27 protein-coding genes are annotated in these 23,991 nt (G+C 63.6%); 15 read left to right on the plus strand and 12 right to left on the minus strand.

Annotated elements, in window-relative coordinates:
* Positions 1–48: 48 nt before the first annotated feature.
* Positions 49–1,284: an FAD-dependent oxidoreductase gene (locus FOT55_RS00855; RefSeq protein ID WP_147822955.1), complete on the minus strand. Its 1,236-nt coding sequence runs from the start codon at positions 1,282–1,284 to the stop codon at positions 49–51.
* 76 nt (positions 1,285–1,360) lie between these two features.
* On the minus strand, positions 1,361–1,930 hold the full coding sequence (locus FOT55_RS00860) for a DUF4865 family protein (RefSeq protein ID WP_147822956.1): 570 nt from the start codon (positions 1,928–1,930) through the stop codon (positions 1,361–1,363).
* Between the two features lie 105 nt (positions 1,931–2,035).
* Between FOT55_RS00860 and FOT55_RS00865 the strand changes: the two genes are divergently transcribed.
* Positions 2,036–2,905 carry a LysR substrate-binding domain-containing protein gene (locus FOT55_RS00865; RefSeq protein WP_025302028.1) on the plus strand — a complete coding sequence of 290 codons (870 nt, stop codon included), beginning with the start codon at positions 2,036–2,038 and terminating at the stop codon, positions 2,903–2,905.
* On the opposite strand, the gene sseA is transcribed toward FOT55_RS00865, so the two are convergent.
* Positions 2,902–3,747 carry a 3-mercaptopyruvate sulfurtransferase gene (gene sseA / locus FOT55_RS00870; RefSeq protein ID WP_043136964.1) on the minus strand — a complete coding sequence of 282 codons (846 nt, stop codon included), beginning with the start codon at positions 3,745–3,747 and terminating at the stop codon, positions 2,902–2,904. The genes FOT55_RS00865 and sseA overlap by 4 nt on opposite strands.
* Before the next feature lie 106 nt (positions 3,748–3,853).
* Here sseA and FOT55_RS00875 point away from each other — a divergent pair, with 106 nt between their 5' ends.
* Positions 3,854–4,276 carry an NUDIX hydrolase gene (locus FOT55_RS00875; protein ID WP_049203903.1) on the plus strand — a complete coding sequence of 141 codons (423 nt, stop codon included), beginning with the start codon at positions 3,854–3,856 and terminating at the stop codon, positions 4,274–4,276.
* A gap of 10 nt (positions 4,277–4,286) precedes the next feature.
* Here the strand turns inward: FOT55_RS00875 and FOT55_RS00880 are convergent, their stop codons facing one another.
* The 3 genes from FOT55_RS00880 to FOT55_RS00890 all read right to left on the minus strand — a co-directional run bounded on the left by FOT55_RS00880 (position 4,287) and on the right by FOT55_RS00890 (position 7,501).
* Positions 4,287–4,961 carry a Rossmann-fold NAD(P)-binding domain-containing protein gene (locus tag FOT55_RS00880; RefSeq protein WP_147822957.1) on the minus strand — a complete coding sequence of 225 codons (675 nt, stop codon included), beginning with the start codon at positions 4,959–4,961 and terminating at the stop codon, positions 4,287–4,289.
* Positions 4,958–5,983, minus strand: a complete 1,026-nt coding sequence (locus FOT55_RS00885; protein ID WP_025302032.1) for an AraC family transcriptional regulator — start codon at positions 5,981–5,983, stop codon at positions 4,958–4,960. The genes FOT55_RS00880 and FOT55_RS00885 overlap by 4 nt, the downstream gene beginning before the upstream one ends.
* An 81-nt stretch (positions 5,984–6,064) precedes the next feature.
* Positions 6,065–7,501 (minus strand): aminotransferase-like domain-containing protein, encoded by a 1,437-nt coding sequence (locus FOT55_RS00890; RefSeq protein WP_049203904.1) that lies wholly within the window; start codon positions 7,499–7,501, stop codon positions 6,065–6,067.
* Between the two features lie 180 nt (positions 7,502–7,681).
* Between FOT55_RS00890 and FOT55_RS00895 the strand changes: the two genes are divergently transcribed.
* The 3 genes from FOT55_RS00895 to FOT55_RS00905 all read left to right on the plus strand — a co-directional run bounded on the left by FOT55_RS00895 (position 7,682) and on the right by FOT55_RS00905 (position 9,862).
* Positions 7,682–7,864 carry a DUF1127 domain-containing protein gene (locus FOT55_RS00895; protein WP_016928567.1) on the plus strand — a complete coding sequence of 61 codons (183 nt, stop codon included), beginning with the start codon at positions 7,682–7,684 and terminating at the stop codon, positions 7,862–7,864.
* Positions 7,865–7,879: 15 nt separating this feature from the next.
* Positions 7,880–8,503, plus strand: coding sequence for a glutathione S-transferase family protein (locus FOT55_RS00900; RefSeq protein WP_089195651.1), 624 nt, complete (start codon positions 7,880–7,882; stop codon positions 8,501–8,503).
* A 228-nt stretch (positions 8,504–8,731) separates the two neighbouring features.
* Positions 8,732–9,862, plus strand: a complete 1,131-nt coding sequence (locus tag FOT55_RS00905) for a Gfo/Idh/MocA family protein (RefSeq protein ID WP_089195652.1) — start codon at positions 8,732–8,734, stop codon at positions 9,860–9,862.
* A gap of 101 nt (positions 9,863–9,963) precedes the next feature.
* Here FOT55_RS00905 and FOT55_RS00910 read toward each other — a convergent pair whose 3' ends face one another.
* Genes FOT55_RS00910 through FOT55_RS00920 form a run of 3 tightly spaced genes read right to left on the minus strand, consistent with a single transcriptional unit; the run spans position 9,964 to position 13,095 of the window.
* The gene (locus tag FOT55_RS00910; RefSeq protein WP_049203907.1) at positions 9,964–11,835 is read right to left on the minus strand and encodes an amidohydrolase; all 1,872 of its coding nucleotides are present in this window, start codon (positions 11,833–11,835) and stop codon (positions 9,964–9,966) included.
* 21 nt (positions 11,836–11,856) lie between these two features.
* Positions 11,857–12,402: an antibiotic biosynthesis monooxygenase gene (locus tag FOT55_RS00915; RefSeq protein WP_049203908.1), complete on the minus strand. Its 546-nt coding sequence runs from the start codon at positions 12,400–12,402 to the stop codon at positions 11,857–11,859.
* Between the two features lie 48 nt (positions 12,403–12,450).
* Positions 12,451–13,095, minus strand: coding sequence for a hydrolase (locus FOT55_RS00920; RefSeq protein WP_004939390.1), 645 nt, complete (start codon positions 13,093–13,095; stop codon positions 12,451–12,453).
* A gap of 140 nt (positions 13,096–13,235) precedes the next feature.
* Here FOT55_RS00920 and FOT55_RS00925 point away from each other — a divergent pair, with 140 nt between their 5' ends.
* From FOT55_RS00925 to FOT55_RS00965, 9 genes are all read left to right on the plus strand, one after another.
* A complete protein-coding gene (locus tag FOT55_RS00925) occupies positions 13,236–14,147 on the plus strand; it encodes a LysR substrate-binding domain-containing protein (RefSeq protein ID WP_025302038.1) in 912 nt (303 codons plus the stop codon).
* Positions 14,148–14,188: 41 nt separating this feature from the next.
* A complete protein-coding gene (locus FOT55_RS00930; protein ID WP_147822958.1) occupies positions 14,189–14,563 on the plus strand; it encodes a cell envelope integrity TolA family protein in 375 nt (124 codons plus the stop codon).
* 140 nt (positions 14,564–14,703) lie between these two features.
* Positions 14,704–15,180 carry an OsmC family protein gene (locus FOT55_RS00935; protein ID WP_033642352.1) on the plus strand — a complete coding sequence of 159 codons (477 nt, stop codon included), beginning with the start codon at positions 14,704–14,706 and terminating at the stop codon, positions 15,178–15,180.
* 89 nt (positions 15,181–15,269) lie between these two features.
* Positions 15,270–16,301 carry a fatty acid desaturase gene (locus FOT55_RS00940; protein ID WP_038629055.1) on the plus strand — a complete coding sequence of 344 codons (1,032 nt, stop codon included), beginning with the start codon at positions 15,270–15,272 and terminating at the stop codon, positions 16,299–16,301.
* A gap of 40 nt (positions 16,302–16,341) precedes the next feature.
* Positions 16,342–17,271 (plus strand): glycine betaine ABC transporter substrate-binding protein OsmF, encoded by a 930-nt coding sequence (osmF, locus tag FOT55_RS00945; RefSeq protein WP_025302041.1) that lies wholly within the window; start codon positions 16,342–16,344, stop codon positions 17,269–17,271.
* 61 nt (positions 17,272–17,332) lie between these two features.
* Complete coding sequence (locus FOT55_RS00950; RefSeq protein WP_099816760.1) at positions 17,333–18,493, plus strand: ABC transporter permease; 1,161 nt, start codon at positions 17,333–17,335, stop codon at positions 18,491–18,493.
* On the plus strand, positions 18,490–19,425 hold the full coding sequence (locus FOT55_RS00955; RefSeq protein ID WP_060432688.1) for an ABC transporter ATP-binding protein: 936 nt from the start codon (positions 18,490–18,492) through the stop codon (positions 19,423–19,425). The genes FOT55_RS00950 and FOT55_RS00955 overlap by 4 nt, the downstream gene beginning before the upstream one ends.
* Positions 19,422–20,195, plus strand: coding sequence for an ABC transporter permease (locus FOT55_RS00960; protein ID WP_025302044.1), 774 nt, complete (start codon positions 19,422–19,424; stop codon positions 20,193–20,195). The genes FOT55_RS00955 and FOT55_RS00960 overlap by 4 nt, the downstream gene beginning before the upstream one ends.
* 28 nt (positions 20,196–20,223) lie before the next feature.
* Positions 20,224–20,985 (plus strand): phosphate/phosphite/phosphonate ABC transporter substrate-binding protein, encoded by a 762-nt coding sequence (locus FOT55_RS00965; protein ID WP_147823034.1) that lies wholly within the window; start codon positions 20,224–20,226, stop codon positions 20,983–20,985.
* A gap of 6 nt (positions 20,986–20,991) precedes the next feature.
* Here FOT55_RS00965 and FOT55_RS00970 read toward each other — a convergent pair whose 3' ends face one another.
* Positions 20,992–21,711, minus strand: coding sequence for an SDR family oxidoreductase (locus FOT55_RS00970; protein ID WP_025302046.1), 720 nt, complete (start codon positions 21,709–21,711; stop codon positions 20,992–20,994).
* A gap of 134 nt (positions 21,712–21,845) precedes the next feature.
* Here FOT55_RS00970 and FOT55_RS00975 point away from each other — a divergent pair, with 134 nt between their 5' ends.
* Positions 21,846–22,757: a LysR family transcriptional regulator gene (locus FOT55_RS00975; protein WP_043137014.1), complete on the plus strand. Its 912-nt coding sequence runs from the start codon at positions 21,846–21,848 to the stop codon at positions 22,755–22,757.
* Here the strand turns inward: FOT55_RS00975 and FOT55_RS25370 are convergent.
* Both FOT55_RS25370 and yedA read right to left on the minus strand, forming a co-directional pair.
* Positions 22,745–22,921 carry a hypothetical protein gene (locus tag FOT55_RS25370; RefSeq protein ID WP_162837922.1) on the minus strand — a complete coding sequence of 59 codons (177 nt, stop codon included), beginning with the start codon at positions 22,919–22,921 and terminating at the stop codon, positions 22,745–22,747. The genes FOT55_RS00975 and FOT55_RS25370 overlap by 13 nt on opposite strands.
* Positions 22,922–23,024: 103 nt before the next feature.
* Positions 23,025–23,948: a drug/metabolite exporter YedA gene (yedA, locus tag FOT55_RS00980; RefSeq protein ID WP_147822959.1), complete on the minus strand. Its 924-nt coding sequence runs from the start codon at positions 23,946–23,948 to the stop codon at positions 23,025–23,027.
* Positions 23,949–23,991 lie beyond the last annotated feature (43 nt).

Consider the following 23,991-nt stretch of genomic DNA (forward strand, 5'->3'; position numbering starts at 1 on the left):
AATCGTTCGATTTAACCATTATACGGCGCGATGAAAAAATCACCAATGCTATTCCGGCGGGCAGGTTTCGTTGGACAGATGCCGCGGCGTTTCACGGCGAAAACCCAGGCCGATGATGCGGCCGAACAGGCGCGGCAGCCAGCGGCTGTTGCCGACGCGGGCGATCAAGCGCGAGCCGCCCGCCGCGCGGCGTTCGCCCGGCTTGCGCTGGCTCATTTTGATCTGCAAAAACTGGATGGCGCGAGTGGGGAATTCGCGCCGGCGCTGCACGCTCAGCAGATGCTTCAGCTGCAGCCGATGCTGGCGCAGCGGCGGGATCAGGGCGTTGGCGGCGGCCACCGCGTCCTGAATCGCCAGGTTGACGCCCACACCGCCGATCGGCGACATGGCGTGCGCGGCGTCGCCGATGCACAGCACCCCCGGTTTGGCCCAGCGATCCAGACGATCGATGCGAATGCTCAGCAGTTTGACCTGATCCCACTCGACGATCTCCTGCAGGCGATCGTCCTGGAATGGCGCCACCTCGGCGAGGTGCAGCAAAAATTTCTCCAGGCCGCTGCGGCGGATCGCGTCGAAGCTGCCTTTGTCGATCGAGTAGCCGCACTGCCAGTAGTCGCCGCGATCGATCATGATGAAGTTTTGCTTCGGCCCGGTGTGGCCCATCGACCAGGCCGGATCGCCCGGCTGCTTGCTGAGCTTCATCCACACTACGTCGCGCGGCGCGCCGAAGGATCGGCTGCTGAGCGCCGCCTGTTCGCGCACCACCGAGTTGCGGCCGTCGGTGCCGACCACCAACTGGCTGCGCACGCGGATCGGGCCTTCCGGCGTGTCGGCCAGCACGCCGCACACCTGGCCGCTGTCGTACAGCAACTGGTGAACCTGCGTTGAGGTCAGCAGCCTGAAGTTGGGGAAGGCTGCGGCCTGCTGGGCCAAAAAGTTGAGGAACTCCCACTGCGGCATAAAGGCGATAAATTTGCAGCGCGTCGGCAGGCGGGTGAAATCCGCCAGCTTGATGTCGCGCCCGGCGACTTCGGCGTGCAGAGACTCCGCACGCTGGTGCGGCAACGTCAGCAGTTCGTCGAGCAGGCCCAGTTGGTGCATGACTTCCAGCGTCGATGGGTGAATGGTGTCACCGCGAAAATCGCGCAGGAAATCGGCGTGCTTCTCCAGCACCGTCACGTCGATCCCCGCCCGCGCCAGCAGATAGCCGAGCATCAGCCCGGCGGGGCCGCCCCCCACGATGCAGCAGGTGGTGGCGTAAGGTGTGATCGGTGATGACGACATGGCGGTTGACCCCGGAGAGCGGCCCGCATCCCGCGAGCCGCAAGTGAATGTTTAATGTTGATAATGATTATCAATATCAAGTTTGACTGTCAACCCGCGGCGCAGTGTGGTCAAAGGGGGCGGACAGATGGCCGACGCGGAACAGTTGGCCGTTTTGCGGCCCTGCCTGCGGGGGTTCACGCCAGACATCCAGCCGCACTAACCGCCACTCGGCGGGATCGAACGCCACGATGGAGGCCAGCGCACCGGGCGCCACCTGCTGTTGGCGCCGCAGCGCAGGCAGATCGCTGTAGGGGGCGATAACCTGCTCCTGACAGGTCGCCCAGGCGGCCTCGGCCAAATGAGGGCGATCGAAATGCGTCAGCCACGGCAGCCAGTGATTGACGCGCGGCCAGCCGAACGCCTGACTGAGGCCCCTGAAACCTTCGCCGGTCAGGAAGTCGCTCATGCCGGCGCTGCTGTTCCACAGGTAGAAGGGGGCGTAGAGATTCTCGGCGCTGCCTTCGCTGCGCTGTGCGTACAAATAGGCTTTGACGATCAGCTGCGGGCAGGCGTCGAGCCGATGGCCGACATCGGCGATGCGGCGGCGGACGATCGCCATGTCGTAATCGGCGGGCAGGGTGAAACGGTATTGCATCGCGAGCATAAGGATTCTCCGGAAAGACATTGACCCGGAGAGCGTGACACGCCATCTTTATCAGTAAAATCGGTATTATTTTGATTGATGGTTCAAAAAATCAGGACGGTCAGCATGGGGCGAATAACGTTCGATCTCGAGGATTTGCGCAGCTTCGTCACCGGCGTCGAGCTGGGCAGCTTCGCCAAGGCGGCTGAACGGCTGGGGCGTTCGACGTCGGCGGTCAGCGCCCACCTGAAAAAGCTGGAACAGCAGGTCGGCGCGCCGATCCTGCGCAAGGCTGGGCGCGGCATGGTGATGACCGAGGCGGGGGAAACCCTGCTCGGCTACGCGCGCCGTCTGCTGGAGCTCAATGACGAAGCCGCCGCCGCGGTGCGCGGGTTGGATCTGCAGGGCACGGTGCGGCTGGGGTTGCAGGAGGATTTCGGCGAGACGTTTCTGCCGCAGGTGTTGGGCAGCTTCGCGCGCGCCAATCCGAAGGTGCGCATCGAGGCGCGCATCGCCCGCAATGCCGAGCTGATCGACTGGGTGCTGAAAGGCCAGCTGGACCTGTCGCTGGCGTGGGATGGCGGTTTGAGCACGCCGTTTCATCAGGCGCTGGGGCAGCGGCAGCTGCACTGGATCGCCTCGCCCGGCTTCGCGCTGGCGCCGTGGCGAGAAGGGGATGAGCCCTTGCCGTTGGTGATGTTCGACGCGCCCTGTCTGATGCGCAGCGCGGCGACGCAGGCGCTGGATCGCGCCGGTATTCCCTGGCGCATCGCCTTTACCAGCCGCAGCCTGAATGGCGTTTGGGCGGCGGTGAGCGCCGGGTTGGGCGTCACGGTGCGCACGGCGGCGGGCTTACCGCCCGGCCTGTCACCGCTGGCCCCCGATCTGCTGCCCGCTCTTGGCCAACTCGGCGTGGTGCTGCACCGCGCCGAGGATCAGCCTTCGGCCGCCGTGCAGCGGCTGGCGCAGATCGTGGTCGAGCGGATCGAAACCTAATCTTGGGCGATTGGCTGCTTGCCGCTCAGCTGGCCCCATTCGCTCCAGGCACCGTCGTACAGCTTGACCTGCGGCGCGCCGAGCGACAACAAGCCAAACGCCAGCACCGCCGCCGTCACGCCGGAGCCGCAGCTGGTGATGATCGGGCCGTTGATGTCCACCCCCTTGTCGCTGAAGGTTTGGCGCAGTGCCTCCAGCGATTTGAAACGGCCGTTCTCCAGCAGCTCGCCGTACGGAATGTTGATGCTGCCCGGAATGTGGCCGCGGTGCAGGCCGGGACGCGGCTCCGGCGCTTCGGCATGGAAACGCGGCGCGGCGCGCGCGTCGAGAATTTGCACCGGCGTGCCTAGCGCCTGTTCCACTTGCCGCATATCCACCACCGCGTCGGCGTTGAACCGGGCGTTGAACGTCTGCGGGGCAGGCTGCGCCGGGCCGGTTGCCAGCGCTTGCCCCAGCGCGGTCCAGCCGTTCAGCCCTTCGTCCAGTACGTAAACATGCTCGGCGCCGAAATTGCGGAAGGTCCACCAGCCGCGCGGTGCGGAGAACTGGTTGCCCTCGTCGTAAATCACCAGGGTATCGCGCTCGCTGATGCCCAGTTTGCCCACCGCCGCGCCAAACTCCGCCGCCGTCGGCAGCATGTGCGGCAGCGCGGTGTTTTTGTCCGCCACGTCGTCGATGTCGAAATAGACCGCGCCGGGGATATGGCCGCGTTCGAACTCGGCAAGCATGTCCTTTTTCGGCGTTAGCCCCACCGGCGACATCCGAACGTCGATCACCACCAGATTTTCATCGTTGATATGTTGCGCAAGCCATTGGGGAGTCACCAGAAACGGAGAGTTCATCGTTGTTGTTCACCTGTTGTGAAAACGGATTTTCACTATACACCAGGCCGCGCGGGGATGAAGTATGATGTTCGGTCAAAGGCGATGGGCCGGGAGCGGAGAAATCATGACGGACGAGGCGTTTGGCGGGGCCAAGATCGCGCTGCTGTGCGACGATCGCTTGCTGGTTTACCAACGGGACGACAAGCCGGGCATTCCATGGCCCGGTCAATGGGATCTGCCTGGCGGCGGGCGGGAAAACGGCGAAACGCCGCTGCAGTGCGTGCAGCGGGAAACGCAGGAAGAGTTCGGCGTGACGATCGCGGAATGTCAGGTTGTCTGGCGGCGGCGCTACGATGGCGTTCTGCCCGGCTCCCCGCCGACCTGGTTTATGGCCGGCGAGATCGCCCCGGCGCAGATCGCCGCCATTCGCTTTGGCGACGAAGGCCAGCGCTGGCGGATGATGCCGGTGGCGCAGTTTATTGAGCATCCGCAGGGCATCGAGCATCTGCGCCGCCGGGTGGCGGCGTATTGGCGGCGGCGCGGTTGATGACGGTATTTCAGCGCGTCGCCAGTTGATTGATCTGCGGCGGCTCCAGGATGCGCAAGGCGGTTTCCCGGCGCGCCACTGCCAGCATCGCCAGCCCGATTCGTTCGGTGCTGCTCACCTGCGAGGGAAACAGCCGCAATGCGCCGAGCCACAGCGGTTTGAACAGCCGATAAATCAGATCGTATGTACGGACTTTGGAGCGAATGCCGTGCAGCGGCACAATGGCGCCGGGGCGGAACATCACCGCGTGGAACGGCAGCGCCAGCAGCGCGTTTTCGGTGGCGCCCTTGACCCTGGCCCACATGCTGCGGCCGCGTTCGCTGCTGTCGGTGCCGACGCCGGAAACGTAGATGAAGACCATCGTCGGGTTCAGCGTCGCCAACGGGCGAGCCGCGGCCAGCGTCAGGTCGTAAGTTACCGAGCGATACTCGGCTTCGCTCAGGCCGGCGGACGAAATCCCCAGACAGAAGAAACAGGCGTCGTAGCCGGCGAGCTGCGGCTCCAGCGCCGACAGGTCACGCAGGTCACGCAGGTCGGGCAGGGAGAGCTGGCGCAGTTTGGCGTGGCTCTGCGCCAACGGGCGCCGGCCGATGCTGAGCACTTCGCTGACCCGCGGATCGCGCAGGCATTCTCGCAGCACGCCCTGGCCCACCATGCCGCTGGCGCCGAAGATAATCACTTTCATGCTCTGTCCTCCCGATGGTCGGCTGCACGCTGAGTGCGCCAGCGGCTGGGCGTCAGCGCTTCCCACTGAATAAAGGCGCGGCTGAACGAATTCAGCTCTTCGAATCCCAGCACAAAGGCAATTTCCCCAGGCTCAAGATCGGTATCCGCCAACAAGCGGCAGGCGGTGCGGTGGCGGGTTTTGTCCAGCAACTGCTGGTAGCTGTAGCCGTGCCGTTGCAGACGGCGCTGCAGCGTGCGCGGGCTGAGATAGAGCTCCGCGGCCACGCTGTTGACGCTGGGGCGCTGGCCGCGCATGCTGCGGCCGAGGATCGTCATCACCTGTGTGGGCAAGTCTTGCTCGGCGCGCGCTTCGGCCAACTCGGCCTCCAGCTCCGGCAGCAGCAGCGCCAACATGTCCTGGTCGTGGGTGATGAGCGGCTGCTGCATCAGCGCACGGTCAAATACCAGCACGTCCAGCGGCGCGTCGAATCGCACCGGGCAGCCGAAGTGGCGCAGCAGCGGTGAGTGGGGATCGCGACGGCGGGTCACCTCAAGCGCCTTGGGCTGCAGCGGTAAACCGGTGCCACGGCGGCACAGGGTGGTGATAGAGGCGAACATGGTGTCTATCAGCAATTCCGGCGTATGGTCCTCGATCATCGTCCAACGCGTATGCAGCCGAACGCTGTCGCCATCTTCCTCCAGCATCAGTTCTTCCGGGCACACCAACCGTTTGTAGCGCGCGACTTTACGCAGGGCCTCGCCCATCGTGGCGGAGTGCAGTGCGGCGACTGACGCGATATCGTAATGCTCCGGCGCGACGTCGCCGCCCAGCCGCAGACCAAAGGCGGGATCGTCGCTCAGTTGGGCGAGGGCGCGCCAGACGGCGAAGAACTGGTGGGTGGTCAACCGCACTTTTACGCGCCGCTCGCTGAGCAGCCCGGCGGGCAAGCCGGCTAACTGACCGACCCGTTCGAGATCGACGCCTTGCGCCGCGAGGCGCACCGCCAACGCGTTGGAAACCGGAATTTGATCGCTGCTCATGGTTGTTGCCTGCCAGTGGTAAGAGAAGGCCTTACTCTAAAACAGCCCGTCCGTGCGCCGATAATCCGATCGCGTCAAGATTTAATCCGATTGCGCCAAACTGTCGGTTGGCATCAGCGCCTGGATGGTGGCGCCGACCCGTTGTACCGCCTGTTCGATCTCCGTCGTCAGCGTCGGCGCATAGTTGATGCGCAGACAGTTGCGGTACTTGCCGGCGGCGGAAAAAATGCTGCCGACGGCGATTTGTACGCCTTGCTGCTCGAGATGGCGGTTTAGCCGCAGGGTATCGAACGCTTCGTCCAATTCGATCCACAGCATAAAACCGCCGCGCGGCCGGCTGACGCGGGTGCCGACCGGGAAGTGTTTCAGGATAAGATCGGTCATGCGATCGCGGTTCTGCTGGTAGCGGGCGCGCATGCGCCGCAGGTGCTGCAGATAGTGCCCGCTGCGGATAAATTCGGCGATCGCCAGCTGCGGCTGGGTGGCGGTGGCGCCGGAGCCGATGAACTTCATGTGTAGCACCCGCTCCAGATAGCGGCCGGGCGCGATCCAGCCCACGCGCAGCCCCGGCGCCAGCGTTTTGGAAAACGAGCTACACAGCAGCACGCGGCCGTCGTCGTCGAACGACTTGATGGTGCGCGGCCGCGGGTAGTGATAGGCGATGTCGCCGTAAACGTCATCCTCGATGATCGCCGCATCGTGGCGTTGCGCCAGCGTCAGCAGCCGCTGTTTATGGGCGTCGGGCATGATGTAGCCCAGCGGGTTGTTGCAGTTGGGCGTCAGCAGAATGGCCTTGATCGGCCACTGTTCAAGGGCCATCTCCAGCGCCGCCAGGCTGACGCCGGTCAGCGGATCGGTGGGGATTTCCAGCGCTTTGATGCCCAATCCCTTCAGCGTTTGCATGGTGCCGTGGAAGCAGGGGGAATCGACCGCCACGATGTCGCCGGGTTGGCAAACGGCGCGCAGCCCGGCGGAGATCGCTTCCTGGCAACCGGTGGTGATCAGCAACTGATCGGCACCGATATGGCAGCCGGAATCCAGCAGCAGACGAGCGACCTGTTCACGCAGCGCGGTCACGCCCTGAATGCTGTCGTAATAAAGGCTGCGCAGGTCGCCGTGGCGGGCGGCGTTGCGCAGGGCGACAATCAGCGGTTTCATCGTCGGCTCGGCGACGTCCGGCATGCCGCGCCCCAGTTGGATCAGGCCTTCGCGCGGCCGGCTGCGCACCAGCTCCAGCACCTGCTCCCATTGCGAAATGTCCACCGGCCGCTGCACCGGCGCCGTCATAGCGGGCAGCTCGGCCTGAGCGCGCCGCGTATGCACGAAGTAGCCCGACTTCGGCCGCGCTTCCACCAGGCGCTGTTCCTCGAGCAGCCGGTAGGCTTGCTGCACCGTGCTGATGCTGACGCCGTGCTCCTGGCTCAATGCGCGCACCGAAGGCAGGCGATGGCCGGCCGGATACAACCCTTGCTGAATGCGTTGGCTGAGAATGGCGGCCAGCGTGGCGTAGCGTGTCATACAGAGGCCTCTCATCGGCGGTAAGAATTAAAAAACCGGTACAGATGCTTTCAAAGTAAACCATTCAGTGGGTTTTTTGGTGCAGCTGTATGAAAAAAATAGCGCCAGCGTGAATCTGTATTGTTTTTCTCTCGGCGAGCATGATGACTGCAACGCGAAAACATCAGGGAGAATAACAAGATGGCTCTGTTTACTGGCGCGCCGCGGCGGCGCTCATTCGGTGGGTCACGCTGGCGTCTGTATCTGCAACGCTACAGGACGCGAAAAGAATTATTATTGCTGGACGATGCGCGGCTGATCGATATTGGTTTGTCGCGTGCAGAAGCGCTGCGTGAAGGATGTAAACCTTTCTGGAAAGAATAGATAAGAGGAAAACCGATGCTGAGAGTCTTGGGCAAGGCTTCATCAATCAACGTGCGCAAAGTGTTATGGACCTGTCAGGAGCTGGGGCTGACGCTGGAACGGGAAGACTGGGGCAGCGGCTTTCGCTCCACGCAGGAGCCGGCGTTTCTGGCGCTGAATCCCAACGGCCTGGTGCCGGTGCTGATTGACGGCGAGCGGGTGCTGTGGGAGTCGAACACCATTTGCCGCTATCTGGTGGGGCGGGAAGGGCGCCGCGATCTGCTGCCGCAGGAACCCGGCGCGCGCGCGGCGGTGGAGATGTGGATGGACTGGCAGGCCACCGATCTGAACGGCGCCTGGCGCTATGTGTTCATGTCGCGCGTGCGCGGGCATGCGGATTACCAAGATGCCGCCAGCCTGGCCGCCGCCGAACGCGAGTGGAATCGGCTGATGGGGCTGCTGGACAGGCATTTGGCGCAGCACGGCCCTTATGCCGCCGGCGCTACCTTCACGCTGGCGGACGTGGTGCTGGGGCTGTCGCTGAACCGCTGGCTGATGACGCCGTTCGAGCGGCCGAATTATGCGGCGCTGGCGGCCTATCAGCAGCGCCTGATGCAACGCCCTGGCTACGTGCAACACGGTGCCAACGGTTTGCCGTAATATGAAATAAATGGTTCATTTTATCCCGTCCGGATACGACCAGCCGCGTCCGGGCTTTCCTCATTGCATCATCCCGTCAACGTTTCATGAACGGCATCACGAATATGAACTTTATTTTCCCGCGTGCTTGTTATTGAAATTTATATTCCATATAAACCCGTTATCAATCGGCGCGTTTCATTGAGCCGCGCCTGGTTCTACACAGAATTTCGGTCACGGGAGAAAATGATGAAACAGGTACGCGTTGGGTTAATTGGCACCGGCTATATCGGGCGTTGTCACGCTATCGCTTATGCGCAGGCCCCCACGGTATTTCCCCTTAAAGGGGATCTGGTGCTGGAGATGCTGGCGGAGGTGACGCCCGAGCTGGCGGCGCAGCGCGCGGCCGAGTTCGGCTTTGCGCGTTCGACCGGCGACTGGCGGCAGCTGGTGGCCGATCCGGCGATCGACGTGGTAGACATCTGCGCCCCTAATTTCTTGCACAAAGAGATGGCGCTGGAGGCGATCCGCCACGGCAAGCACGTATATTCGGAAAAACCGCTGGCGCTGGACGCCGCCGACGCGGCGGAGATGGTGCAGGCCGCCCGCGCCAAGGGCGTGAAAACGCTGGTCGGTTTCAACTACATGAAGAACCCGACCAGCCAGCTGGCGCGCGAGATCATCGCCAACGGCGAAATCGGCGAGGTGGTGCATTTTTACGGCACCCACAATGAGGATTACCTGGCCGACCCGCGCACGCCGATCGACTGGCACTGCCGCCGCGCCAGCGCCGGGCTGGGCGCGTTGGGGGATCTGGCGGCGCACATCGTCAATATGGCGCACTACCTGGTGGGCGATATCGTGGCGGTCTCTGGCGATATGCAGACCGTGATCAAGCAGCGCCCGGACCCGCAAGACCCGGCGCGCCTGCTGCCGGTGGAAAACGAAGATCAGGCCAGTGCACTGCTGCGTTTCGCCGGCGGGGCGATGGGCACGATCGAAACGTCGCGCATCGCCTGCGGGCGCAAGATGGGGCTGACCTATGTGGTCACCGGCACTAAAGGCACGCTGAGCTATACCCAGGAACGGATGGCGGAGCTGAAGCTGTATCGGCATGATGAACCGGCGGAGCGGCAGGGGTTCAAGACGTTGCTGGTGGGGCCGAAGCACCCGGACTATGCGGCGTTTTGCATCAGCGCCGGGCACGGCATTGGTTTTAACGATCAGAAAACGGTGGAGATCCGCGATCTGGTCAACGGCATCGCCGCGGGCGATCGCATGTGGCCGGACTTTGAAGAAGGCTGGAAGGTGTCTTGCGTGCTGGATGCGATAGCCACCTCCGCCGAGCAGCGGCGCTGGCTGGAGATCAACCGCGATTGACAATAAAATGGCGCTCTCCGTGGACAGCGCCATTAATTTGCTACTTTACTAACTTAGTATCTTATTAAGCTAGTTGCGTAATAAGTTGCTGGGCTGGCAACTTAGAACGAGAAGCACGAACAGCCGAACGCGCCCCAGAAGGCATTCTCGTCCGACACCGGGATGCTGGAGCGGCGCGCAATGTCATGCTGATGCGCGTGTACGCCGCACGGGCCGCAGCATTGGTGCGCCTGGCTCACTACCCCGACGCGGGCCGCCGCCGACGGCGGCGCGGAGCGGTAGTGGCCCGGCACTTGAGTGACCGGTGACCACTCCGGCAGCACCGGCAGCGGCGGTGGCGCCAGCGGCGAGAAGCTGCCAGCGGCGTAGACCACTTTGCCATCCACCACCGTCATCACCGACTCGATGCCTTTGATCTGCTCTTCCGGCACGCTGAAATAGTCCTGCGACAGCACCGCCATATCCGCCAACTGACCGACCTTGATCTGGCCTTTCTTGCCCTGTTCGGTGGAGAACCAGGCGCTCCCTTGCGTCCACAGCATCAGCGCCGTTTCGCGATCCAGACGGGCGCTGTCGTCGTACATCGCCATGCCGCCGACGGTGCGGCCGGAGACCAGCCAGTACAGCGCCGTCCACGGGTTGTAGCTGGCGACGCGGGTGGCGTCGGTGCCCAGCCCGACCGGCAGCTCAGCCGCCAGCATTTTCGCTACCGGCGGCGTATGTTTGGTGGCTTCGATGCCGTAGCGATCGGCGAAATATTCGCCCTGGAACGCCATGCGATGCTGCACCGCAATGCCGCCGCCCAGCGCCTTGACGCGCTCAATATTGCGTTCGGTAATGGTTTCGGCGTGGTCGAACAGCCAGTGCAGGCCGTTGAATGGAATATCGCGGTTCACCTTCTCGAACACGTCCAGCATGCGGCTGATGGATTCGTCATAGGTGGCGTGCAGGCGGAACGGCCAGCGGTGCTCGACCAAATGGCGCACCACTCGCTCCAGCTCGTCTTCGGTGCCCGGCGGCAGATCCGGGCGCGGCTGCAGGAAGTCTTCGAAGTCGGCGGCGGAAAACACCAGCATCTCGCCGGCGCCGTTGTGGCGATAGAAATCGGTGCCCTGGCCTGGCTTGAGCATATCAGTCCACAGCTCGAAGTCTTCCAGTTCCTGCTTCGGCCGTTGGGTGAACAGGTTATAGGCGATACGGATGGTCAGCTGCTTTTTCTCGTGCAGCTCGGCGATCACCTGATAATCCTCCGGGTAGTTCTGGAAACCGCCGCCGGCGTCGATGGCGCTGGTGAGGCCGAGGCGGTTCAGCTCACGCATGAACTGTCGGGTGGAGTTGACCTGCTGTTCCAGCGGCAGCTTCGGCCCTTTCGCCAGCGTGGCGTACAGGATCATGGCGTTGGGTTTGGCGATCAGCATGCCGGTCGGGTTGCCGTTGGCGTCGCGCTGGATCTCGCCGCCCGGTGGGTTCGGCGTGTCTTTGGTGTAGCCGACCACCTTCAGCGCCGCGCGGTTGAGCAGCGCGCGATCGTAGAGATGCAGAATAAATACCGGCGTGTCCGGCGCCGCCTGGTTGATTTCGTCCAGCGTTGGCATGCGGCGTTCGGCAAACTGGAATTCGGTCCAGCCGCCGACCACCCGTACCCATTGCGGGCTCGGCGTGCGCAGCGCCTGCTCTTTTAACATGCGCAGCGCGTCGGCCAGCGAAGGCACGCCTTCCCAGCGCAGCTCCAGGTTGTAGTTCAGGCCGCCGCGGATCAGGTGCAGGTGCGAGTCGTTCAGGCCCGGAATGGCGGTGTGGCCATGCAGGTCGATCACCTGGGTTTCCGGCCCGGCGTGCTGCATGACTTCGCCTTCGCTGCCGACCGCCAGAAACTTGCCGTCGCGGATGGCGACCGCCTGTGCGGTAGGATTTTGGCGATCGACGGTGTGAAACTTGCCGTTGGTGATGATCAATGAAGCGTGGTGGTTCATAACATTCTCCCGGCGAACCGCCTAGCGGCGGGTCAGCCATTGATGAAAAACGCGAGTCACGATGGGCATCCACAGGTACACCACCAGGGCGACCACGGTGGCGTCATTGAGAAAATGGCCGAGCAGCGTGCCGTCCAGCTGCGGCAGCGCCAGCCCCCAAAACCAGGGCACCAGATTGGTGGAAGGGAAGATCACCAGCAGGGTGATGATGAACTGCTTCCACTGGGGCGGCTGGCGCACGTTGGGGTTGGGTGGGGTAAACCAGAACTCCGCGCCGGGGCGGATCTCGATATGGTCGTTCTCCAGCAACAGCGGAGTGACTTCTTCGATGTATTGCTTGCGCAGCGGCGAGTTGAGCCAGCGGTAGAGATTGTCGACATTGTCGAAGCGGACCAGCACCGTATAGGCCTGTTCGCTGTCGGATGGGCGGATGACGTTGACGCCCAGATGGCCGGTGAAGCCCGCGGCGTCCGGCATGATGCGGTTCAGCCAGGCCTCATAGGCCTGCTCGTTCCCCGGCGCCAAACGGTGGGTGATCACCAGCGTGACATGCTGCGGATGGGCCATAAAACCGACTCCTGAAAATACCCCGGCGCGGGGCCGGGGCAGGGGGAATTATTTCACCGTGCGGGCCGGTGCGTGGTGCACCATGGTGTAAGCGTAGTCGACGCCCATGCCGTACGCGCCGCTGTGTTCGCGCACCAGCGCCATCACCGCGTCGTAGGTGTCTTTGCGTGCCCAGTCGCGTTGGTACTCCAGCAGCACCTGTTGCCAGGTCACCGGTACGGCGCCGGCCTGCACCATGCGATCGATCGAGCGTTCGTGCGCATCGACGGAGGTGCCGCCGGAGGTGTCGGTCACCACGTACACTTCATAGCCGGCTTCCAGCGCCATCAGCGCCGGGAAGGTCAAACAAACTTCGGTCCATAGCGCGGAGATCACCAGCTTTTTGCGGCCGGTGGCTTCCACGGCTTTAACGAAGGCCGCGTCTTCCCAGGAGTTCATCGAGGTACGTTCAATCGGGGTGATTTCAGGGTGTACCGCCAGCAGTTCCGGCCAGATATAGCCGCTGAAGCTTTCGGTTTCGACCGAGGTGAAAAGGGTGGGGACGTTGAAAATCTTGCCTGCCTTCGCCAAACCAACAACGTTGTTTTTCAGTTGCTGACGATCAATATTAGCCACGCCGAAGGCCATTTGTGGTTGATGATCGATAAAAATCAGTGCGGAATTGTCTTTATCAAGCAGTTGAAACTTGGACATAATTTACCTTCCCAGTGATATTTCGGTTGAACATCTGATGAGTGTAACGCCGATAAAACCCATGGTAGGCAGAGGGCGATTTCAAAGATACCGCAGAATTTTTGCCGACTTGTTGAGTTTTTTTATACACGGGAGAAAGCATGAGATTAAACCTGGAAGCGCTGCTGATTTTGGACGCGCTGGACCGGCACGGATCTTTCGCCGCCGCGGCCGCCGCACTGTTTAAAACCCCTTCGGCACTGAGCTATATGGTGCAAAAGCTCGAGAACGATCTCGACATCACCCTGCTGGACCGCTCCGGCCATCGGGCGAAGTTTACCGATACCGGCAAGCTGATGCTGGAAAAAGGGCGGGTGCTGCTGCGCGCGGCGCAGGATCTGGAACAGCAGGCGCGCTACGTGGAGAACGGCTGGGAAAGCGAGATCACGCTTGGGATCGACGCCTCCTTCCCGTTTGCCCGCCTGTTGCCGCTGATCGACGAGTTCTATCGGCAGCATCACCATACCCGGCTGCGTTTCAGCCACGAGGTGCTGGCCGGTTCCTGGGAGTCGCTGGTTTACGGCTGCGCCGACATTATCATCGGCGCCATTTGCGAGCCGCCGTCGCGGGTGGGCTATGCGTTCAGCCGCCTGGGGCAGCTGGATTACGTGTTCGCCGTCGCGCCGCAGCATCCGCTGGCGGCGCTGCCGGAACCGTTGCCGAAGGATGAGATCCGTCAGCACCGGGCGGTGGTGGTGCGCGATACCTCGCGCGTCAACGCGCCGCAGAGCCTGAACCTGCTGGAAGAACAGGATACGCTGACGGTCTTCGGCTTTGACGCCAAACTGCAGGCGCAGTTGGCCGGGCTGGGCTGTGGCTATCTGCCGCGCTCTCTGGCGGAACCTTACCTGAACAGCGGCGAACTGGTGGCGAAACGCGTTGAATCTGAGCGCTGCAGCGACGCTGCCTATTTCGGCTGGCGTGAAAGCGCCAGCGGCCTGGCGGCCAAGTGGTGGCGCGAGCGCCTGCAGCGTTACGCGGATGACGGTGAGGCTTACCCAGCGGCGCAGTAAGGGCGCTCGATAAAGATTAATCCCCAATAAGGACATCGGGAATGAAAAAGACACTAGGCCTGTTGGCGCTGTTGTTGTTGAGCGGCTGCGGCGCGGGTGCCGGCCATCAGGCCGGCACCCCGTTGCCGGGGCCGCAGGCCGAGGCGCAGACTGCGACGCCGCTCAGCTATCCGGTGCGGGTGCATAACGCGGTGAGCCGCGAGCTGCGTTTGCCGGAACACGCGCGCGGCCAACGCTGCACCATCAGCATACGGCTGCGGCCGGACGGCAAGCTGGTGAGCAGCAAGATCGTGAGGGGCGATGCGCCCCTGTGTGCGGCGGCCAGCGCGGCGGTGCAGCACGCGCAGTTTCCGCCGATGGCCAACGCCACCGAGTACGCGCTGTTCAACGCCGTGGTGCTCGATTTCGTTCCCTGAAGGGATGTGACCGATGGGCCGCCTGCGCGGCCCGCTTTTTCTCGTTTCGCCGTTTGCGTATTCACGCTTTTCCGCCAATAGTGTTCTCCGGGCATGCACCCAGACAATTTTTCATTGGCCGGCCAACGGGAGCAAAAGACATGAAAGGCGAGCATCATTATCAGGTCTCGGTGACCTGGCAGGGGAATCTGGGCGCAGGCACGGAAGATTATCGCGCTTATGGACGCGATCACCTGATCGGCGCCGTGGGCAAGGCAGATATCGCCGGCTCAGCCGATCCGGCCTTCCGCGGTGACGCGACGCGCTGGAATCCGGAGGATTTGCTGGTAGCATCGCTCAGCGCTTGCCACAAATTATGGTACCTGCATCTGTGCGCCACCTCGGGGATTTCGGTGCTGGCCTATCAGGACGATGCCGTGGGCGTGATGCGCGAAGACGCCGCGCGCGGCGGCTTTTTCACCTCGGTGACGCTGCGGCCGCAGGTCACGGTGCGCGATGGCGACGATCTGCAACTGGCGCAACAGCTGCATGAGAAGGCGCATCACCTGTGCTTTATCGCCAATTCGGTGAATTTCCCGGTGGCGTGCGAACCGCAGGCCGCGTACGCAACCCGCTGAATTTTCACTTAGCTTTGCCATTTTCGTTATTTTGAACGCCGCAACGGCTCACGGATACTGAGAGAAAATCTCTTACCGCGAGCCGCAGCATGTCCCACGCCCACTATTTGCACCCCGAACAGCGCGAACGAATCAGGCAGCTTTATCGGCGCCGGCATTGGCGGCTGGAGCTGCCCACCTGGGGGATCATGGCGGCGGTGTACGGCGGCTGGTTCGGCGTGGCGTATTCTTGGCAGGCGCTGGGCCCGTGGCTTGGCGCACCGCTGCTGATCCTCCTGACCACCTGGTACCTGTCGTTGCAACACGAGCTGATCCACGGCCACCCGACGCGCTGGCCGCGCGTCAATCAGCTGTTCGGCCTGTTGCCGCTGGCGGTGTGGTATCCCTATGGGCTGTATCGCGATTCGCATCTGCGCCACCACCGCAACGACCACCTGACCGATCCGCACGAAGATCCCGAAAGCTATTACTTCAGCGCCGCGCAGTGGCGGCGTTATCCCCGCCTGTTGCCGCTGTTGGCCGCCGTGCGCAATACGCTGATCGGCCGGGTGCTCCTCGGCCCGGCGCTGGATATTGCCGCGACCCTGGCCGGGGCGGTGAAAGCGCTCGCCGGAGGGGAGTGGCGCGCCTGGGCGAGGTGGTTAGCGCACCTGTCGCTGTTGGCGGTACTGCTGCACTGGTTGCAGATGCAGGGTATCGGCACGGCGTTTTACCTGTTGGCCATCAGCTATCCGGCGTTGGCGCTGACCAAGGTGAGATCGTTTTTTGAGCATCGCGCCGTGGACGCACCGCAGGCACGTTCTATTATTAATGAGGCGGGCTGGCCGTGGCGGCTGTTGTTTCTCAATTTGAACTACCATTTAGTGCATCACGATCTGCCCGGCCTGCCCTGGTATGGTTTGCGCGAAGTCTATCTGGCGGAGCGCGAGGCGTATCAGCGGCGCAGTCAGGGATTTGTCGCGCAAGGCTACGGCGAGTGGCTGCGCGATTACGCCCTGACGCCGATCGACGTCGGCGTGCATCCGTTGCGCGCCGGTGAACCGCAGGGGGGAGGCGATGCCCTGCCGACGGAAAAATTTATTGCGCGCTGGAAGCGCGTTTCTCAGGATTTTCCAACCTAACTGGCCCATGAGCCGGAAAACGTATAACCAGAGGAAAAGTATGGCAATCACCTTATCACGCGGACGTTCCTTTGCCGTCGCGCTGGCTCTGCTGGCCACCGGCGGCCTGGCGCAGGCGGCCGACTCGGTGCGCGTCGGCTCCAAGATCGATACCGAAGGTTCGCTGCTCGGCAACATCATCGTGCAGGTGCTGGAAGCCAACGGCATCAAGACCACCAACAAGCTGCAGCTCGGCACCACCAAGGTGCTGCGCGGCGCCATCACCTCCGGTGAGATCGACATCTACCCGGAGTACACCGGCAACGGCGCGTTTTTCTTCTCCGATGAGAAAGATCCGGCGTGGAAGAACGCCCAGGCCGGCTTCGAGAAAGTGAAACAGCTCGACTACGACAAAAACAAAATCGTCTGGCTGGACGCGGCGCCGGCCAACAACACCTGGACCATCGCTATTCGCCAGGACGTGGCGGAGGCCAATCATCTGAAAACGCTGTCGGATCTCGGCAAGTGGATCAACGGTGGCGGCAAGTTCAAGCTGGCGGCCTCGGCGGAATTTATCGAACGGCCGGATGCGCTGCCGGCGTTCCAGAGTGCCTACGGTTTCAAACTGAATCAGGATCAGCTGCTGTCCCTGGCCGGCGGTGATACGGCGGTGACCATCAAGGCGGCGGCGGAGCAGACCTCCGGCGTCAACGCGGCGATGGCCTACGGCACCGATGGCCCGGTAGCGGCGCTGGGGTTGCAGACCTTGGCGGACCCGAAAGGCGTACAGCCGATCTACGCGCCGGCGCCGATCGTGCGCGAAGCGGCGCTGAAAGCGCACGCCAATCTACCTGAGCTGCTGAAGCCGGTGTTCGCCTCGCTGGACGGGCCCACGCTGCAAAAACTCAACGCGCAGATCGCCGTGGAAGGCCAGGACGCCAAACAGGTGGCGGCCGCTTACCTGAAAGAGAAAGGGTTTGTTAAGGGATAATGCCGAGGTGCCCCCTCTGCCGTCGGGAGAGGGGGTTAACCGAGGGAGCCGGAGCGTTTCTTTGACTATCGCCGTAAAACATCGCGTCTTGTTGACGCTGTTCATGCTGTTGCTGCTGGCCGCGTTCGGCCTGCCGTTCCTCAGTTATGCCCCCAATCGCCTGTTGTCGGGCAAAAGCCTCTCCTTGTTCTCCCTGCTGCACGGCCCGGCGCTGTGGCTGCTGTTGCCGCTGGCGGCATTGGCGAGCCTCAGCCTGTTGCCGCCGACGCGGGGGCGGGCGCTGCTGGCGGCGCTGGCCGCCTGCGGGGTGTTGACGCTGGCCTTCTGGATCAGTGGGCAGGCCGCCGAACGCCTGGCGCAGGAGGGGTCGCGCCTGGCGCGCACCTCTTGGGGCAGCGGCTGCTGGCTGACGATGGCGCTGAGCCTGCTGATCGCGGCCGACGCCATGGCGCGCCTCACCGCGTCGCACCTGTGGCGCATGCTGGGCAACGCGCTGGTGCTGGTGCCGCCGGCGCTGCTGCTGTTCGGGCATCAGCTCGATCAGCTGTCGCTGCTGAAGGAGTACCACAATCGTCAGGAGGTGTTTGACGCCGCGCTGTTGCAGCACCTGACCATTCTGCTGGCGACGATGGCCCCGGCGCTGGCGATCGGCGTGCCGCTCGGGGTGCTGTGTTTTCGCTCCGAGCGCTGGCAGAGGCCGATTTTTTCCGCGCTGAACATTATCCAGACCGTGCCTTCCATCGCGCTGTTCGGCCTGCTGATCGCGCCGCTGGCGGGGCTGGCGGCGGCGGTGCCCTGGCTGGCGGAGCACGGCGTCAGCGGCATCGGCATGGCGCCGGCGATCGTGGCGCTGGTGCTGTACGCGCTGTTGCCGCTGGTGCGCAGCGTGGTGGCGGGGCTGCAGAGCGTGCCGGCCGGGGTGATTGAGTCCGCCACCGGCATGGGGTTGACGCGCGGGCAGATTTTCCTGCGCGTGCAGCTGCCGTTGGCGTTGCCGCTGTTCCTGACCGGCGTGCGCATCCTGGCGGTGCAAACCGTCGGCATGGCGGTGGTGGCGGCGCTGATCGGCGCCGGCGGTTTTGGCGCCATCGTGTTCCAGGGGCTGCTCAGCAGCGCGCTGGATCTGGTTCTGCTGGGGGTGATCCCGGTGGTCATGATGGCGGTCATCGTCGATTCGCTGTTTAAATTTTGGGTTTCAATCCTGGACGTATCGCGCCGATGATTCACTTTGAGCAAGTCAGCAAAATTTTTCAGGGCAAGCCGGCGGTCGACGATCTCACGCTGCACATCGCCGAGGGCGAATTCACCGTGTTGATCGGCACCTCGGGTTCTGGCAAGTCCACGACGTTAAAAATGATCAATCGCCTGATAGAACACGATCGGGGCAAGATCCTCTTTGCCGGCGAAGAGATCCAGTCGTTCAAACCGCAGGATCTGCGGCGGCGCATGGGCTATGCGATCCAGTCGATCGGCCTGTTCCCGCACTGGACGGTGGAGGAGAACATCGCCACCGTGCCGCAACTGCTGAAATGGCCGCGTGCGCGCATCCGCGATCGGGTTACCGAGTTGCTGGAGCTGCTGCACCTGGAGCCGGATCTGTTTCGCCGTCGCTACCCGCACCAGCTGTCCGGCGGGCAACAGCAGCGGGTGGGGGTGGCGCGTGCGCTGGCCGCCGATCCCGAGGTGTTGCTGATGGACGAACCGTTCGGCGCGCTGGATCCGGTCACCCGCACGGCGCTGCAGGCGGAGATCGCCCGCATTCATCAGATCTCGGGCCGCACCATCGTGCTGGTGACGCACGACATTGACGAGGCGCTGGGCCTGGCGGATCGCCTGGTGCTGCTCGATCAGGGGCGCGTGGTGCAACAGGGCACGCCGCTGGCGCTGCTGACCGCGCCGGCCAACGATTTCGTGCGCGATTTCTTCGGGCGCAGCGATCGCGGCATCAAGCTGCTGTCGCTGGGTACGGTGGCGGAGCGGGTGCGGCCCGGCGTCGCTGGGGGCGAGCCGATCGCCGCCGCCATGAGCCTGCGCGAGGCGCTGTCGGTGTTCGTGGCGCGCGGCAGCGACTGCCTGCCGGTGGTGGATGAACGGGGCGAAGCGTTGGGGGTTCTGCACTTCCACGATCTGATCGCCGGGCAGGCGCTGTCATGAGCGGGCGCATCGGGCGCCTGCTGCGCGATCCGCTGCCCTGGACGTTGGCGCTGCTGTTGGCGCTGGTGTTCGGCATGGATCATCTGCGCGGCCTGTTCGCCGCCTGGTTCCCTGATTTGGAGCGGCCCATTTATCAGCAGGACAGCTTTATCGCGCTGGTGGGGGCGCACCTGTCGCTGGTGGCGATCTCCAGCCTGATCGCGGTGGTAATCGGCGTGGCGGCGGGCGTCGCTGTGACCCGACGCAGCGGCCGGGAGTTTCGTTCGCTGGTGGAAACGGTAGTGGCGGTGGGGCAGACCTTCCCGCCGGTGGCGGTGCTGGCGGTAGCGGTGCCGGTGATGGGCTTCAGCGAGCAGCCGGCGATCATTGCGTTGGTGCTGTACGGCCTGCTGCCGATCCTGCAGGGCACGCTGGCGGGCATCGAATCGGTACCGCCCGCCACGCGCGAGATCGCCCGCGGCGTGGGGATGAGCGCCTGGCAAATTCTGTGGCGGGTTGAACTGCCGCTGGCGGCGCCGGTGATTGTCGCCGGGATCCGCACGTCGGTGATCATTAACATCGGCACGGCGGCCATCGCTTCCACCGTCGGTACCAAAACGCTCGGTTCGCCGATCATCATCGGCCTGAGCGGGTTTAACACCGCCTATGTGATCCAGGGCGCGGCGGTCGTGGCGTTGTTGGCTATTATCACCGATATGCTGTTCGAACGTTGGGTGCGTTATCTCACCGCCTGGCGCCAGCAGACGCTGGCGACCACTCCGGCGGGGTAAGGGGGAAATGATGCAGGTGTCTCTACCGATGTACGGCGTTGGCCGGGAGCAGGCCGAATCCTTCTGGCAGGTCTTGCGCGGCAAGCTGCTGCGGCTGGGGTTGCCGGCGGCGCCGGAACGGCTTAGCTGGCCGGACGATCTGGCGCAGCACTGGCGGCGCGAGGATCTGCTGCTCAGCCAAACCTGCGGTTATCCGTTGGTCAGCACCTTGCCGCAGGTGCAGCTAATCGGCACCTACCACTACCGGGTGGAAGGGTGCGACGGGCCGAATTACCGCAGCTGGCTGGTGGTGCGCGCGGACGATCCCGGCGAGCGGCTGGCGGATTTTCGCGGCCGGACGGTGGCGTATAACAGCACCGATTCCCAGTCCGGCTACAACGGCTTGCGCGCGCTGATCGCGCCGCTGGCGCAGGACGGGAAATTCTTCGGTGCGGCTATCGCCTCCGGGGCGCATTACCAGTCGCTGAAGCTGATCCGCAGCGGGCAGGCGGATATCGCCGCCATCGATTCCATCAGCATGGAACTGCTGCGCCGCGCGCAGCCACAGGCGCTGGAGGGGCTGAAAATCATCGGCCGCACGGCGGCGGTGCCCGGTTTGCCGCTGATCACCGCAGCCGGCACGCCACCGGAACAGGTGGACATCCTGCGCGCCGGCGCCCGAGCGATGCTGGATGAGGCGGTCAGCGACCGCCTGCTGATCGGCGATTTCAGCCTGGTGCCGCGCTCGGCTTACCAGATTATCACCGTGCTGGAGCAGCAGGCCGCCGCACAGGGCGTGACGGCGCTCTAGCCGCCGTTACAGCAGGCCGCCGCCGTCGATGTCGATCACGCTGCCGGTGACGAAACCGTTCTCCATCGCCAGCAGGTAACCCGCCGCGACGTCGGCCGCCTGGCCGATCCGGCCGACCGGCAGGCTGCCGCTTACGCGCTCGAACAGCGCCTGACGCTGCGCGGCGCTCATGCCGTCGTAGGCTTCGGTGGCGGTGATGCCGGGGCTGACCACGTTCACCCGCCGCGGCGCCAGCTCCTTCGCCAACTGTTTGCCGACCGCTTCCAGCGCGGCGTTGATGCCGGTTTTGATCAACTGACCGCCAAGGTATTTACGCGACAGTTGGCCGGAGGTCAGGGTGATGGAGCCCTGCGGCGCCAGCGTCGGCAGCGCCGCCTGCACCGCGCGCAAACTGCCCCAGAATTTGACGTTGAAGTCGGCCTGCGCCTGCTCAAAGGCAGTTTCCGCCAGCGGTTTCGCGTCCACCAACGGCCCGGCGGTGATCACCAGATGGTCGAAAGCGCCGACGGCGGCAAACAGCGCATGCAGTGATGCTTCATCGGTCAGGTCGGCCTGCATCAGATGCAGCGCGTCGTTTTTCTCCCCGGCGTGGGGAAGGCGACGTGAAGCCAGCACCACTTCAGCGCCGCGCGCCGCCGCCGCGTAGGCCACCGCGGCGCCAATGCCGCTGGTGCCGCCCAGGATCACCAGCTTTTGTCGTTTCAGGGGGGAGTCGGGAATCGTCATGTTAAGGCCTCTTTTTAGGTAAGTTTCAACGGGATCTATCTTTCCTGATTGAAAATGAGGAAAAAAGCCCGCCTAATAGCAAACACTTGTAAATTAATATTAATAATTGATTGGGCTAAAAAGAGGGGAAATACATGACCTCATTTGTCGATCTCGAGGTGTTTGTCCGCACGGTGGACGGCGGCAGTTTTTCCGCCGCGGCGCGCTCGCTGGACATGACGCCGGCGGCGGCCAGCATCGCGGTGAAAAGGCTGGAGCAGCAGCTGGGCGCGCGGCTGCTGGTGCGTTCCACCCGCAGCCTGAGGTTGACGGAGGAGGGCGCCCGCTATCTCGACAGCGCGCGCCTGGCGCTGGGCGCGTTGGCCGAAGGAGAGCAGGCGATCCGCGAGAAGCATCAGGGGCTGTCCGGGGTACTGCAGATTTCCGCGCCGTCGGATTTTGGCCGCAATTTGCTGCTCTGCTGGCTGGATGAGTTCCGCCTGCAGCACCCGCATATTCAGCTGCAGCTCCTGATCAACGATCGGCAGGCCGATCTGTTTCGCGAACCGGTGGATGTGGCGCTCCGTTTCGGGCCGTTGGCCGACTCTTCGCTGGTGGCGCTGCCCATTTTGCCGCAGCACCGGCGGCTGATCTGCGCCAGCCCCGATTACCTGCGGCGGCATGGCGCGCCGCAAACGCCGGCCGATCTGGTTCGGCACAGCATTCTGGTGTATCAGCCCAGCGGCAAACGACAGGTGGAATGGCGGCTATGGCGCGGTGAGGAACTGATCGAAGTGCCGTTGAACGGCAGCTATTTTACCGATGATGGCGAGGTGGCGCGGCGCTGGGCGCTGGCTGGCCACGGGGTGGTGCGCAAGTCGGCGATCGACGTGGTGGCCGACATTCGCGCCGGGCGGCTGGTGCAGCTGTTGCCGGAATGGCGCAGCGACGCGGTGCCGATCAATCTGGTCTGCCCGCATCGCTCGCAGGTATCGGAACGCGTCCGGCAGCTGCAGCGCTTTTTACAGCAGCGCTGTCAGCGTTGGATGGACGATCACTTGGCCTGAAGGGTTTCGGTTTGCGCCGGCGTGGCGGCGGTATCCCCGGCAGGCGCGCTTTCTTCATGCGGGGTGGTGGAACGGGTGTAGATGTTCAGCCCGGCGAGGAATACGCCGCCCAGAGAACCGAAGGCGCACAGGGCGATGACGATGAGGAACGCTTTTTTCAGCATAGGAATAATTTCGCAGGTTGCTTGGAACAGCGGGAATTATAGCCCCTTCGCCGGGTGAAACAAGAATCGTTTTTAACGGCGGCCCGCAGACCGCCCTTTGTGATCACCGCCGTTCGCAGTCGATGGCCTGTACGTTGGCCGGGCGGGCGAACAGGTATTTTCCCAGCGTCACCAGCACCACCGCCGCCACGATGATCACCAGCGCCAGCCACTCGCGCGGCGCCAGCGATTCGCCGGCAAAGCCGATGCCGAGCAGCACCGCCACCACCGGGTTGACGTAGGCATAGCTGGTGGCGACCGCCGGGCGCACATTCTTCAACAAGAACATATAGGCGCTGATCGCCAGCATCGAGCCGAAGACAATCAAGTACCCGAGCGCCAGAAAGCCGCCGGTGCTCGGCATCTGAGCCAGGTGCTCGCCGCTCAGCCGGCTGGCGACCAATAACACCACGCCGGCGACCAGCATCTCCGCCGCGCCGGCCATCGGCCCGGCCGGCAGCGAGATGCGCGATCCCAATACCGAGCCAAAGGCCCAACTGGCCGACGCCAGCAAGATCAACAGCGCGCCGGTCGGGTTGCCCGCCAGGTTGTTGCCGGTGTTGAGCAGCACGATGCCCACTAACCCGAGCGCAATACCGGCCCATTCCAGTTTGGTGTTACGCATGCCCCACAGCAGGCTGAAGCAGAGGGTGAACAGCGGCACCGTCGCCACCATCACCGCGGCGATGCCGGACGGCACATGTTGGTGTTCCGCCACCGTCACCAGGCCGTTGCCTACCGCCAGCAACAGAATGCCAATGGCGCCGGCGGCCAGCCACTGCTTCGGCGTCGGCAGCGCGTGGCCGCGCCAGGCCAGGAAACTGAACAGCACGATGCCGGCAATCAGAAAGCGAATCCCGGCCATCATCAGCGGCGGCCACTGCGCGACGCCGAGGCGAATGACGAAATAGGTGGAACCCCAAACGATATATAACGTGAACAACGCCCCGATCAACGGCAGGACGCTACGGCTTTGTTGGCTAAGCATAGGGATGTGTTTTTGCAGGGATGATTATTATTAGAACGCTCAG

Origin of the sequence: Serratia bockelmannii (assembly GCF_008011855.1) — a bacterium.
GTDB lineage: Bacteria > Pseudomonadota > Gammaproteobacteria > Enterobacterales > Enterobacteriaceae > Serratia > Serratia bockelmannii.